Origin of the sequence: Rhizobium ecuadorense (assembly GCF_001187535.1) — a bacterium.
GTDB lineage: Bacteria > Pseudomonadota > Alphaproteobacteria > Rhizobiales > Rhizobiaceae > Rhizobium > Rhizobium ecuadorense.
Genome location: NZ_LFIO01001780.1, coordinates 89525 through 102003, shown reverse-complemented (window position 1 = coordinate 102003; position 12479 = coordinate 89525). Strand labels below are relative to the sequence as shown.

The window sequence follows — 12479 nt, the reverse complement described above, 5'->3', positions numbered from 1 at the left end:
AAAGATGCTCGATGCGGAAATCAGGCAAGTCCTTCCAACGATTTCGATATTTCGAGCATTCAATTCTACTGATCTATTTAACTCTAAAATAAAATAGTTGGAGCGCAACGTTCTTCGAAAACCGCTCAGATCTTTCGGTACGCACCGGCTCTTGACGTTCCCGTTTCAGCCTTTGAAAGGCACTTCAAACCTTGGTATTCGATTTTCGGCCTGCAGTTCGTTTCCTATCAAGGCGACTTTAGTTCACGGAGATCTCTGTAAGCCAGTCGGCAAAATGCTTCGCCAGACGGCGCTGAACGCCGGTTTTCGGATAAGCGAGATAGTGCCCGATATATCTGTTATCGCGGCAGTTCGCGAACGGCCGAACAAGGCGTCCGTTCTCTAGGTCCCGGCGCGCCAGGATGTTCGACTCGAGAGCCACGCCTAGATCATTGGCGGCAGCGTCCAGTGCCAGAAAGCTTCTGTCGAAGCTCATTGCTGGCGCTGGCGGCGGCCCAAGATTGTTAAGCTCAAACCAGTCGATCCATTGGATCCGCTTGAGGTCGCTTCGAATAAGCGGAAAGCGAGCAAGGTCCCGTGGCGACTTCAACTGTCCGGCCAAGTTCGGCGAACAAATCGGCGAGACGACCTCTTCCAAAAGCGGAATGACGATCAAGTCCTCACGATTTTGTGGTTCTCCGTACACGATATCGACATCGAACAACCCGTCAACAAAGCGGGCGTATGTGGTGCTGGCTGCCACCCGCACCTCGACGCCTGGGTTCTGCCGCAGAAAGTCCGGCAAGCGGGGAGATAGGACCTGGGCTGCGTAACTGGGAGCGCAGTGGACGCGAAGAAGATGCGCTTTGTTCGATGAAATCATCTCAACACCGCGTCGCAGTTCCTCGAATGCGTTCGAGGCATGGCCCAGCAAGGTCTGTCCGGCCAATGTCAATGTGACCTTGCGGGTACTCCGCTCGAACAGCGACGTTCCCAATTCGCGCTCCAGCTTCGAAATCGCGTGGCTCACGGCGCTTGGCGACAGATGAAGTTCCTCGGCGGCAGCACGGAACGAGGCGAGCCTGGCGGCAGCCTCGAAGATACGGAGAGCGGAGAGTGATGCCATTTGTAACATTCGATTAGTGAAGCATATTCACCCACCGGTGTAAACTTCGCGTTTGTCGATCTCCAACAACTTCGTCAGTTTGACCTCGCAAAGCCAATTGGCTTGCCTTTGATTTGCCAGATGCTCGGGATGCATCGGGAGGAGATTACATGCTATTGAATGGGAAGACCGCGGTCATATCGGGCGCGGCGAGCAGACGCGGCATTGGTCGTGCCACCGCCCAGCTCTTCGCCGAGCATGGTGCTCGGATTGCAATTGTCGACATCGATGCGGATGCTGCGGCCGATGCTGCATCGGCACTTCCGGGCGTCGAAGCCGGCTCTCACATAGGGCTTCGCTGCGATGTCGCAGACAGATCGTCCTGCGGAGATGCGGCGGCGAAGGTGATCGAGACATTTGGTTCGGTAAATGTCCTCATCAACAATGCCGGCATCACGCAGCCCGTCACGACACTCGATATCACTGCGGCCGACTGGGAGCGCATAGTAGCCGTAAACATGACGGGCGTTCTCTTCCTCAGCCAGGCTTTCATTCCTCACATGCGCGACAATGGCGGCGGGTCGATTGCTTGCATGTCGTCGGTGTCCGCTCAGCGCGGCGGCGGCATATTCGGTGGTCCGCACTATTCGGCCGCCAAGGCCGGTGTTCTCGGTCTGGCAAAGGCGATGGCACGTGAATTCGGCCCGGCCGGCATTCGGGTCAACTCGGTCACGCCGGGTCTTATCCAGACCGATATCACCGGTGGCAAGCTGACCGACCAGATGCGTGCCGACATTATCAAGGGCATTCCTTTGAGCAGGCTCGGCGAAGCGACGGATGTCGCAAACATCTATCTGTTCCTCGCCTCGGACCTTTCGGCCTACGTCACCGGCGCCGTAATCGACGTCAATGGCGGCATGCTGATCCATTGAGGCCTGCCGAACAGCGATTCCAGGAGGAGAATACCCGACCATGAACCCGATGGGGCACAACATCAGCTTGACGGAGCGTGCAAGACGCATCAGGCGTCATGCGCTTCGCATGGGCGAGGTACAGGGACAAGGCTATATCGCGCAGGCGCTCGGCGTCGCCGACGTGCTCGCGGTTTCCTATTTCCATGCGACCACCTATCGTCCGGAGGATCCCGAATGGGAGGGCCGCGACCGGTTCCTTCTCTCGATCGGACATTACGCGATCGCCCTCTACGCGGCGCTGATCGAGGCTAAGATCGTTCCCGAAGACGAGCTTGAAACCTACGGCACGGACGACAGCCGTCTGCCGATGTCGGGGATGGCGGCCTACACGCCAGGGATGGAGATCACCGGCGGCTCGCTGGGACATGGCCTCGGCATCGCCGTCGGCATGGCGCTCGCCCTGAAGCGGAAAAAATCAAAATCCTTCGTCTATAACCTTTTCTCTGATGGAGAACTCGACGAGGGATCGACCTGGGAAGCTGCGATGTCGGCGGGATCCTACAAGCTCGACAACCTGATCGGTATCGTGGACGTCAATCAGATGCAGGCCGACGGGCCGTCAATCGGCGTGCTGAATTTTGAGCCATTGGGAGCGAAGTTCGAGGCCTTCGGCTGGTTCGTCCAGCGCGTCGACGGCAACAATATCGAAGCATTGGTGGAGGCTTTCGACGCGGCTCGCAACCACAATGAAGCAAAGCCCCGCATCATCATCTGCGACACGAAGATGGCGAAGGGTGTGCCATTCCTCGAGGCACGCGATCGAAACCACTTCCTGCGGGTCGAGCCTCACGAATGGGCGGAAGCCATCAGGATCATCGATGCGGGAGTGGAAGCATGAGACGTTCGAAATACATCCGCCCGACGCATTTGGAAAATGGCCGCGACAAACCTCGTCTGACGACCTCGGCGATGATAGCATCGATCGCGGGACTAGATCAGCCGACCAGAGCAGCACCGTTCGGCAATGCGCTCGCCGCACTCGCCCGGAAGGACGATCGGGTTGTCGGCATGTCTGCCGACCTGGCGAAATATACCGACCTGCACGTCTTTCGCGCCGCCCACCCGGACCGCTTCTACCAGATGGGAATGGCTGAACAGCTCCTCATGATGTCGGCAGCCGGCATGGCGCGCGAAGGGTTCCAGCCCTGGGTTACGACATACGCCGTTTTTGCATCACGGCGGGCTTATGATTTCATATGCCTCGCCATCGCCGAAGAAATGCTCGACGTGAAGATCGTCTGCGCCCTTCCGGGGTTAACCACCGGCTACGGGCCGAGCCACCAGGCAACGGAAGATCTCGCGATGTTCCGGGGGATGCCGAACCTGACGATCATCGATCCGTGCGATGCGAGTGAGATCGAGCAGGCGGTTCCCGCGATCGCAGCTCATAAGGGTCCCGTCTACATGCGGCTGCTTCGTGGCAACGTACCGGTCGTCCTCGAGGAATATGGTTATAAATTCGAGATCGGGAAGGCAAAGCTGATCCGCGACGGTCGTGACACACTGATCATTTCCTCCGGCCTCATGACGATGCGCGCACTGGAAGCCGCCAAGCAACTCCAGAGGGACGGCGTGGACGCGGCCGTACTGCACGTGCCGACGATCAAACCTCTCGATGAGGAAGCAATCATCAGAGAAACCCGCAAAGGCGGCCGCCTGGTGGTCGTCGCGGAGAACCACACCGTGATCGGAGGCCTCGGCGAGGCTGTCGCCGGCACGCTGCTGCGCGCCGGTGCCGCGCCGCCGGCCTTTCGTCAGATCGGGCTGCCGGACCAGTTTCTGGATGCGGGCGCATTGCCCACCCTTCACGACCAATACGGCCTTTCGACCGGAAAGGTCGCGGAAGCGGTCAAGGGCTGGCTTTCGACCTAAAGCGCCGGCGACCCGTGGAGGAGAGCGGGTCAATTTTTCAACCAAGCTTACGATGGAGGATAAGATGAGCTTGCAGATAAACAGACGATTTTTCCTGGCGAGTGCCGCCGCTGCTTTGGCCGCTCCTGCGCTTGTGTTGTCCAGCCGGTCGGCAAGCGCGGCCGCGACAACGCTGACGCTCGGCCATGGGGCAGCGCCGGGAAATCCGAGAACTGTCGCGGCCGATAAATTTGCCCAACTTGTCAAGGAGAAGACCGAAGGCCGTATCCAGATCAACGTCGCGGGGGCGGAGACACTTGGCAGCGACTCCGCGATGCTGACCAGCCTTCGCACAGGTGCGCTCGACTTTACCGCCAACAGCCAGGGCGCCACCTCGGCCATCGTTCCGGAACTGAACGCGCTCGGCTTGCCATTCCTGTTCAAGAACACGGACAGGGCGATGGTCGTGCTCAATGGACCTGTGGGTGAAGAGCTGAACAAGCGCTTTGAAGCTGTCGGCGTGGTGCCGCTGGATTGGTGGGACAATGGGATCCGTCATCTCACCAATTCGAAGCGAAAGGTTGCCGCACCGTCGGACCTGGCGGGCATGAAGATCCGAACGCCAGCTGATCCCATGACGATCGACATCTTCCAGGCGCTCGGAGCGGGCACCGAGCAGATCGCATTCGGCGAGCTCTACATCGCCCTCCAGCAGGGCGTAGTGGATGGCCAGGAAAATCCACTCGCCAATATCGAGAGCTCCAAGCTTCATGAGGTCAACAAATATATCAGCCTGACCGCCCATAAGTGGGAATCGACGCCGTTCCTGATGTCGAAGATCGCTCAGGCGCGACTTGGCGGCGATCTCGAGGCCGTCAAGGCGGCGGCGAAAGAGGCCGGTGATCTGCAGCGGAAGCTCTCGAGCCAGAAGGCTGCCGAAGTGCTCGCGAACTTCAAGAAGAACTCCGCGGTCGAAGTTGTCGAAGTCGATCATGGTGCTTTCGCGAAGGCAACCGCATCGGTGGCGGACACTTGGAAGAAGAAGCCTTTCGGCGATTTCGTCGCCCAGGTGGAAGCTGCAGCGAGGGGCTAACCCTCTTACGAGCCGGAGGCCTCATGAACAGGGTATATTCAGGCGTCGATGCGTTTGCCGATATCATCGTCGTATTTTCGCGTCTGGTCATTATCGTCAGCGGTATCGCGCTGACGATAGTCACCACGGCCAACGTTGCCATTCGCTACGTCTCGGCGAGCGGCGGCCTCTCGTTCGCACAAGAGCTGCCCATGCTGATATTCCCTTGGTTCATCATTGCGGGGATCGTGATAGCGGCTCACGCCGGCGGCCATATGGCGGTCGAATGGCTGTACGACAAGCTCGATGGTCGTGCGCGGACGACGGCCTTGATCGTCGCAAACGCGATCAGCGTCGCGGCATTCCTTGTCCTCGCCTACCAGGCGACGGTGGTGGCCGAAATCGCCGGCGCGGAACACAGCGCCGTTCTGCAACTCCCGAACAGCATCGGATACTACTCGCTGTCGATCGGCGCGGTGCTCGTTTCCATCGTCACTATCGCTGCGACCGCCCGCGTTCTCCGACTGGGCTGGGAATATCGGCTTGAGATAAAGCCGGAGGAGATCGCGCTATGACCCTCGTCATGATTGTTTCCTTCTGCATTCTCATGGTCCTCGCGGTCCCTGTCGGCTACGGGCTGATCATCGCGGCGGGTCTCGGAGTGCTCTTCAACGGCTACGTCCCTCTGTCCGTGGTGGCGCAACAGGTCTACGACCAGACCCAGTCCTTCCCGATGCTGGCGCTGCCATTCTTCATGCTTGCCGGCACGCTGATGCTTGGCGGCGAACTCGGGCGTCAGTTACTGGAACTGGCTTCTCGTGCGATGCAGCGCTGGAGAGGCGGCCCGCTTTCGACGACGGTCGTATCTTCGGTCGTGTTTGGCGGCGTCTCCGGCTCCGCCGTGGCGAACGCGAGCGCGCTGGGATCCGTCCTCATCCCGTGGCAGAAGAAGCACGGTTTTCCTCCGGCTCTCTGCGCCGCCAACAACGCGACCTCCGCGGTGATCGACGTCCTGATACCCCCGTCGATCCCGATGATCCTCTACGCCCTGATCAGCGGCGTCAGCGTCGGCGACCTTTTCATCTCGGGCATCGTCCCAGGCCTGATCATGGCGGCGAGCTTCATGTTCGTATGCTGGTATATTTCCGTGAGGCGAGGCTACCAAGTGCAGGCCGTCAAGGTGCGTAAGCGTGAGCTTGCCCGACTGGCACTGCAAAGCTTTCCCGCCATTCTGCTGCCGATCCTGATCATCGTCTTTCTGCGCTTTGGCCTTGCGACGCCGACCGAGGTCTCGGTTCTGTCGGTGGTCTACTCGCTGCTGCTCAGCATCCTCTTCTACCGTGACCTGACCTGGAAGCGCTTCTGCGAGAACATGGTCGAGGCAGGCGTCGCGACTGGAGTGGTCATGCTTGTGATCATGGGGAGCGCGGCAGTTGGTTGGGTGCTGACGTTCGATCAGGCGCCGCAGCACATGGCCGAGTGGGTTTCCGCCCACATCTCCAGCCCGATCGTCATCATTCTTATGATGAACGTCATCATGCTGGTCGTCGGCATGCCGCTCGATATGCCGCCTGCGATCCTGCTGCTCGGCCCTATCTTCGTGCCTCTCGCCGACACGATCGGTCTCGACCGCGTCCAACTCGGCCTGATGATGGTGATCAATCTGGGGATCGGACTCTATACGCCGCCCATCGGTACGACGCTGTTCATCTCGTCTTCCATTGCAAAGGCGCCTCTTGGAAAGACGACCAACGAGCTTTGGCCATATTTCGGCATGGCGATGCTTCTTCTGCTGGCGGTGAGCTTCGTGCCCGCCCTGACGATCTACTGAGGGGCCGATCGATGAGCGATACTCCAAGACATGTCATCGCCGTGCGGGGACTTACGAAATCCTACGGTGCGACATCGGTCCTCAAAGGCGTCGATTTTTCGGTGGCGCGTGGAGAAGTCCATGCTCTGCTCGGCGGCAACGGAGCCGGCAAGTCCACGATGATCAGGATCATCACCGGCGCAGCGTCGAAGAACGACGGCGAAATCCGCTTCTTCGACAGCACGGGTACGGAGCGGAGCGAAAGCGCGGGCAGAGCGAAGGTTGCCGTCGTGCACCAGGAGCTCGCGCTTCTGCCCCATCTGACCGTCGCGGAGAACATCGCCCTGCCGCACCACAGGAAGGGAGCTCGTCTGTTCCGGCGCACGGTCGCCGCGCGACAGGCCTTCGATGCTCTGCGCATGATCGATCAGGACTTCGCCGCGACGTCGCTGCACAGGCTGGTCGGCAGCTTGAGCCTCCACGAAGGTCAGATGGTCGAGATCGCCAGGGCGCTCTCGTCGGGCGCGGAACTGATCCTGCTCGACGAGCCGACGGCCAACCTCACCGCGCTGGAAACCGAAAGACTATTTGCGGTCCTGCGCCGGCTCACCCGCGAAAACGGTCTGTCTGTAGTGTTCGTGTCTCACCGGATGAAGGAAATCAGGCAGATTGCGAATGTCTGCACGATCATCCGCGACGGACGGACCGTGGTCGACCGGCAACCGATGGATCAGCTCACGGACGTCGGCATCATCGAAAAGATGGGGCAGGTAGCGGCCTCTCACGCGGCCGAGCGGGCGCCACCATCGGCTGCGAAATTCAGCGCTACGCTGGGAACTGACCGTATCAGCATAGCGGAAGCGGGCTTCAAGCTGGAGCTGCTACCGGGCACCATTATCGGAGTGGCCGGAGCCCCCGCCGGCCCGGCGGCACTCATCCAAAGCCTGACCGGCGCGGCCCGGACGAAAAGGTGGACCGTTGCGCACGCCGGATGGCCGGATCGGCTTCGGTCACCAAGGAACGCCGCGCGTCTGGGCGCCGGATTCGTCACGGGCGACCGGTCTCACAAGGGCATTCTTCACAGCCTGCCCATCATCGACAACGTTATGGCTTCCCGCCGCATCGTCCGGGGTACCGCCATCGCCGGCGGCTCCGAAGGAGCCGAGTGCCTGGATCTTCTGAAAGCCTTGAAGGTCAAGGCGGCGTCGGTCTGGGACCTGCCCAGCACGCTGAGTGGCGGGACGCAGCAGAAGCTGCTGCTTGCACGCTGGCTAAACGTTCCCTCGCGCCTGCTTGTCCTAGAGGAGCCGACAAGGGGGGTGGATATCGGAACAAAGCGTGAAATCTACCAACTCATCAGGCAGATGGCCGCCAGTGGCACCGTGATCGTGTGGTGGTCCACGGAAAACGTCGAACTGCTGGAAGTGTGCGACCGGGTGGTCGCATTCGATACCGAAGGGCGGTGCGCGGGCGTGCTGGAACGGGACGACTTCAGCGAAGAGAAACTCGTTACATTGACGGGAATGGCAGCATGACCAGGACTGAGACACAGATTGCTCCGACGGAGGCGTCGACACCGGAAATCAAGCGGACGGAAAGCCCCTTCAGCGCATATCGAACGGAAATCGCCATTGCTGTCGCGATCATTCTGCTGGCGCTTGCGGTAGGCTCCCAGGTTCCTCAGGCTCTGACTTGGGGCAACTTCGCCAACATCACCCAGGCCGGCGCGCCGCTCATCATCATGTCGCTGGGCGTCCTTCTGGTCGTCGTCACTGGCGGTATCGACCTTTCGGTCGGATCGGTCTTCTCGCTGACCGGCATGGTGACCGCGCAGGCAATGGCGCATGGGTTCGGCGGCGTCTCGGCGGGCCTCATCGGCCTGTGTGTCGGCTTGCTATTCGGATCCATCAACGGGCTCCTCGTCACGATCGTTGGGCTGGCGCCTTTCGTCGTCACGCTGATCACGTTCGCGGTCGCCGGATCACTCGCCTTCATCGTCACGAACGGACGCTCGATGCCGATCGAAGACCCCGATTTCTGGTTGCTGAACAGCGGCAGCATGATTCCTGGCATGCCGAACTACATCCTGTTCTGTGTGATCCTTCTGGTCGCGATCGAGCTCTTCCTCAAGAAGATGGTCGCCGGCCGATGGTTCTACGCGGTCGGCAGCAGTTCCACGGCTGCCTACCTCCTTGGTATTCCAGTCAAGCGTACGAAGTTCATGGCATATGTCGCCTCTTCGCTGCTCGCGTCCTCCTCAGGGCTTCTGACGATCTCCTACATCCTGAACGCAGAGTCGACTGCCGGCTCCAGCCTGATGCTGCAGGCTATCGCGGCAGTCGTCATCGGCGGAGCAAGTCTCCTTGGAGGCACAGGGACCGCGGTCGGCGCCGTGCTCGGCGCGCTGATGATCACGGTCATTCAGAACGGCGTCAATCTCATCGGCATCAACAGTTTCTGGCAAGGATCAGTGACCGGCGTTGCCATTCTCATCGCGGTCCTGATCGACCGCTTCAGCAAGTCACGGCGGGGGGCCGTTTGACCGTAACCCGGCATGTCGCCGGTCCATTGGAGGAGGAATGAAAATGAGAAATTTGAAACAGCGGCTCGGGCTGATGACGGGCGTCGCCATCGCCACCCTGGCTCTGGCTGTGTCCGCGCAGGCGCAGGAGAAAAAGACGGTGGCATATCTCGCACCGTCGCTCGATATCTCCTACTGGCAGTGGGTTGGCTACGGGGTGAAAGAGAAAGCAAAAGAACTCGGCATGGATTACGTCGAGTACACATCCGAAAACTCGCCCGCAAAACAGATGGACAATGCCCGCACGGCTGTGACGAAGGGCGTCGACGCCATCGTGATCGGACCCGTCAGTTCGACCAGCACGCCGCCGCTTCTGGCCTATCTGAAATCACAGAACATCCCGATCGCATTTGCCGGAATCGGTCCGCAGCCCGGCCAGACCGACTACACGTCGTCGGTCACGGCGAACAACTACGAAACCGGCAAGGCGCAGGGCGAATTCGTCTGCAAGCTCGCCAAGGATCGTGGTGGCAACCAGGTCGGCATGCTCTCGCTTCCGCAGGACCGCGAGAATGCGCAGAAATACCTCAAGGGCGCCGAGGAGGCCTTCAAGTCGAGCGGATGCGATCTCGCCCAGATGCTGGAGACTCGCGGCCTGACTGTGAACGAAGCTGTCACGCAGGCGAACGACATGCTCACCGCGCATCCGGACATCAAGGCCATCTATGGGATGTATGACGAAGCGGGGACCGGTGCGGCCAAAGTTCTCCAGACCCGTGGACTGACAGGCAAAGTCGGCATCGCTGTGGCGGATGGCAGCCCAACGACGATCGCGCTTTTGAAGTCGAATGCCATTCAGGGCATCTTCTTCCAGGAGGCCGTCGGGCAGGGGATCGACGGCACGCAACAGGTCTTCAACGCGATCTCCGGCACTCCGGTCAAGAAGGATCTCGCTCTCGTCATGCCCCTGGTTACGGCGGACAAGGTCGATACTGCGGATGCAAAGGCAGTCATCGCGCGGGTGTTTCCGCCGGCCAACTAAATCGGCACGGGCGCCGGCGGCAATCTCCGGCGTCCTTCATCCGTGATCTTATCAGGGGCAGCAGGCATGGACGACCTACCGATCATCGATCCGCATTTCCATCTTTGGGACCTCGACAACAACTACTATCCGTGGCTGTCGGATGGCGTGAAACCATCCGCCTTCGGCGACTATACCGACATCAACAAGACCTACCTGATCGAGGATTTTCTCGCTGACGCAAAAAACCAGAACCTTCGGAAAGCCGTCCATCTCGACGTCGGTTACGATCCAAAGGATCCGGCCGGCGAGACGCGCTGGTTGCAAGACGTGGCCGACAAACATGGTTTCCCCCACGGGATCGTCGGGTATGCCGATTTCCGAAAACCGGACGTCGGCGATCTTCTCGACGAGCACATGTCATACGCGAACTTCCGCGGCATTCGGCAGTCGATGAACTTCCATACCGACCCGGCAAAGACTTATCTTACCGAACCGAACGTCAGTCGGACGCCGGAATGGCGCAGGGGCTTCAGGGAACTTGCCCGCAGGGGGGGCCTCAGCTTCGACCTCCAGCTCTATTACTGGCAGATGGAGGAATTCCTTGATTTGGCGCGCGACTTCGCCGACGTGCAGATCATCCTGAACCATACGGGGATGCAGGTCGACGGCGCCAGCCATTTCGAAGGATGGCGGAGGGGCATGCGGCGGCTCGCGCAGGCGCCCAACGTGGCGTGCAAAATCTCCGGCCTCGGCATGGGCGATTGGACTTGGACGACGCAGAGCATCCGGCCCTATGTGGAGGAGGCAATAGCTGCTTTCGGCGTTGATCGCTGCATGTTCGCCTCCAATTTCCCGGTCGACAAGCTGTTCGGCAGCTACGACAAGATCATGGATGCGTTCAAGTCCATTACAAAAGATTGCTCTCGAAGCGAGCGCGAAATGCTGTTTCATGACAACGCGGAGAAATTTTATAGACTGTAACGAGCCCGCCGGACGTAGATTTGCAGACGGATTCCTGAACTGACGATCGTGATCCCTCAGCTTCCGAAGCCGCTCATATCGAACACGGCCGCGTTGTCCTGAACTTCGCGCAGCCCCTTATACGAGGCGTGACGGAGGCTGCCGTCATCGGTCCAGCCGCGAAACTCGATCTCGGCGATAAGGGTCGGCTGGACGAAGACGTAGCGTTTGCCCTTCAGGGCAACGGCCGACCGGTTCGTCTTTAACCGGTCGAGCGTCTTTTTCAGGTGCTCGGCTTCGCTGGCGCTGAAACCAGTTCCGACCGAGCCCACGGAAATCCAGTCGAAACCCTTCTTGCCGGCGAGCAGCAGGCTGCCGATGCCGCCGCGGGCGGCTGCCGATTGTTCGTAACCGACGATCATGAAGCTCTCGCTCTCAACGCACTTGATCTTCAGCCAGTCGCCCGTGCGGCCACTGCCGTAGGGCCGGTCGCGATGCTTGGCGATGATGCCTTCCATATGATGGTGGCAGGCGTGCTCTAGCAGCTCTTCCGGAGGCAGTTCTATTTCTTCGGAAAAGCGGATCGTCCGATTGCCGCCTTCCGGTATCAGGTCTTCAAGAAGGTGACGGCGCACGGCAAGCTCGGTGCCGGTGAGGTCATGCCCGTCAAGATACAAAAGGTCGAAGGCGTAGAGAATGGACTCGCTCGAAGCCCGCTTGCCACCGCGACCGCCGAGCGAACGTTGCAGCGCGCCGAAATCCGATCGGCCGTGCTCGTCGAGAACCACCGCTTCCCCGTCCAGTATGGCGGTGGTCACGCCAAGTTCCTTGGCGGCCGCGGCGATGGTGGGAAAGCGGTGCGTCCAGTCATGGCCGCCGCGGGTGATGACACGAACGCCCTTCGGCTCGATGTGGACCGCCAGCCGGTAGCCATCCCACTTCGCCTCGTAGAGCCAATCCGGCCCGATCGGCACGCTGGGTTTCAACAGCGCCAGGCAGGGCTCGACCCGTGCCGGCATCGGATCGAAGGGAAGGCTTGGCTGGTCGGGATCGCGCTTGCGGATCGGACGAGACTGCAGCGTCGCGTTGGACTCGTTGAGGAATGGCAATGAGGGGCGGCGCGAGCGCGTCATGATCGTTGTCTGTCCTTCCCGGACTGGTTTTCAGGCTCTTCTCCAAACAC

12 protein-coding genes are annotated in these 12479 nt (G+C 60.2%); 10 read left to right on the top strand and 2 right to left on the bottom strand.

What is annotated here, in order from left to right:
* Window positions 1-238: 238 nt before the first annotated feature.
* Window positions 239-1114, bottom strand: a complete 876-nt coding sequence (locus tag AF337_RS35845; RefSeq protein WP_049735810.1) for a LysR substrate-binding domain-containing protein — start codon at window positions 1112-1114, stop codon at window positions 239-241.
* 140 nt (window positions 1115-1254) lie between these two features.
* Here AF337_RS35845 and AF337_RS35840 point away from each other — a divergent pair, with 140 nt between their 5' ends.
* The 10 genes from AF337_RS35840 (at window position 1255) to AF337_RS35795 (ending at window position 11317) form a co-directional block, all read left to right on the top strand.
* Window positions 1255-2016 carry an SDR family NAD(P)-dependent oxidoreductase gene (locus AF337_RS35840; protein ID WP_049735809.1) on the top strand — a complete coding sequence of 254 codons (762 nt, stop codon included), beginning with the start codon at window positions 1255-1257 and terminating at the stop codon, window positions 2014-2016.
* A 40-nt stretch (window positions 2017-2056) separates the two neighbouring features.
* Window positions 2057-2896, top strand: coding sequence for a transketolase (locus tag AF337_RS35835; RefSeq protein ID WP_049735808.1), 840 nt, complete (start codon window positions 2057-2059; stop codon window positions 2894-2896).
* Window positions 2893-3930 carry a transketolase family protein gene (locus tag AF337_RS35830; RefSeq protein ID WP_049735807.1) on the top strand — a complete coding sequence of 346 codons (1038 nt, stop codon included), beginning with the start codon at window positions 2893-2895 and terminating at the stop codon, window positions 3928-3930. Before AF337_RS35835 ends, AF337_RS35830 begins: the two co-directional genes overlap by 4 nt.
* Before the next feature lie 64 nt (window positions 3931-3994).
* Window positions 3995-5002 (top strand): TRAP transporter substrate-binding protein, encoded by a 1008-nt coding sequence (locus AF337_RS35825; protein WP_049735851.1) that lies wholly within the window; start codon window positions 3995-3997, stop codon window positions 5000-5002.
* A 23-nt stretch (window positions 5003-5025) separates the two neighbouring features.
* On the top strand, window positions 5026-5556 hold the full coding sequence (locus AF337_RS35820; protein ID WP_049735806.1) for a TRAP transporter small permease: 531 nt from the start codon (window positions 5026-5028) through the stop codon (window positions 5554-5556).
* Entirely contained in the window at window positions 5553-6812 is a 1260-nt protein-coding gene (locus AF337_RS35815; protein WP_049735805.1) for a TRAP transporter large permease subunit, read from the top strand. The genes AF337_RS35820 and AF337_RS35815 overlap by 4 nt, the downstream gene beginning before the upstream one ends.
* Before the next feature lie 11 nt (window positions 6813-6823).
* Complete coding sequence (locus AF337_RS35810) at window positions 6824-8326, top strand: sugar ABC transporter ATP-binding protein (protein ID WP_049735804.1); 1503 nt, start codon at window positions 6824-6826, stop codon at window positions 8324-8326.
* Window positions 8323-9333, top strand: coding sequence for an ABC transporter permease (locus tag AF337_RS35805; protein WP_049735803.1), 1011 nt, complete (start codon window positions 8323-8325; stop codon window positions 9331-9333). Before AF337_RS35810 ends, AF337_RS35805 begins: the two co-directional genes overlap by 4 nt.
* A gap of 43 nt (window positions 9334-9376) precedes the next feature.
* The gene (locus AF337_RS35800; protein ID WP_049735850.1) at window positions 9377-10354 is read left to right on the top strand and encodes a substrate-binding domain-containing protein; all 978 of its coding nucleotides are present in this window, start codon (window positions 9377-9379) and stop codon (window positions 10352-10354) included.
* A gap of 66 nt (window positions 10355-10420) precedes the next feature.
* The gene (locus AF337_RS35795; RefSeq protein ID WP_049735802.1) at window positions 10421-11317 is read left to right on the top strand and encodes an amidohydrolase family protein; all 897 of its coding nucleotides are present in this window, start codon (window positions 10421-10423) and stop codon (window positions 11315-11317) included.
* A 56-nt stretch (window positions 11318-11373) separates the two neighbouring features.
* Here AF337_RS35795 and ligD read toward each other — a convergent pair whose 3' ends face one another.
* Window positions 11374-12429 carry a non-homologous end-joining DNA ligase gene (gene ligD / locus AF337_RS35790; RefSeq protein WP_049735801.1) on the bottom strand — a complete coding sequence of 352 codons (1056 nt, stop codon included), beginning with the start codon at window positions 12427-12429 and terminating at the stop codon, window positions 11374-11376.
* Between the last annotated feature and the right edge of the window lie 50 nt (window positions 12430-12479).

Excerpts from the sequence above, each read along its gene's own strand:
- AF337_RS35800 (WP_049735850.1), top strand. The coding sequence starts at position 9,377 with ATGAGAAATTTGAAACAGCGGCTCGGGCTGATGACGGGCGTCGCCATC.
- AF337_RS35830 (WP_049735807.1), top strand. The coding sequence starts at position 2,893 with ATGAGACGTTCGAAATACATCCGCCCGACGCATTTGGAAAATGGCCGC.
- AF337_RS35820 (WP_049735806.1), top strand. The coding sequence starts at position 5,026 with ATGAACAGGGTATATTCAGGCGTCGATGCGTTTGCCGATATCATCGTC.
- AF337_RS35825 (WP_049735851.1), top strand. The coding sequence starts at position 3,995 with ATGAGCTTGCAGATAAACAGACGATTTTTCCTGGCGAGTGCCGCCGCT.
- AF337_RS35815 (WP_049735805.1), top strand. The coding sequence starts at position 5,553 with ATGACCCTCGTCATGATTGTTTCCTTCTGCATTCTCATGGTCCTCGCG.
- AF337_RS35840 (WP_049735809.1), top strand. The coding sequence starts at position 1,255 with ATGCTATTGAATGGGAAGACCGCGGTCATATCGGGCGCGGCGAGCAGA.
- AF337_RS35805 (WP_049735803.1), top strand. The coding sequence starts at position 8,323 with ATGACCAGGACTGAGACACAGATTGCTCCGACGGAGGCGTCGACACCG.
- AF337_RS35810 (WP_049735804.1), top strand. The coding sequence starts at position 6,824 with ATGAGCGATACTCCAAGACATGTCATCGCCGTGCGGGGACTTACGAAA.
- AF337_RS35845 (WP_049735810.1), bottom strand. The coding sequence starts at position 1,114 with ATGTTACAAATGGCATCACTCTCCGCTCTCCGTATCTTCGAGGCTGCC.
- AF337_RS35835 (WP_049735808.1), top strand. The coding sequence starts at position 2,057 with ATGAACCCGATGGGGCACAACATCAGCTTGACGGAGCGTGCAAGACGC.
- ligD (WP_049735801.1), bottom strand. The coding sequence starts at position 12,429 with ATGACGCGCTCGCGCCGCCCCTCATTGCCATTCCTCAACGAGTCCAAC.
- AF337_RS35795 (WP_049735802.1), top strand. The coding sequence starts at position 10,421 with ATGGACGACCTACCGATCATCGATCCGCATTTCCATCTTTGGGACCTC.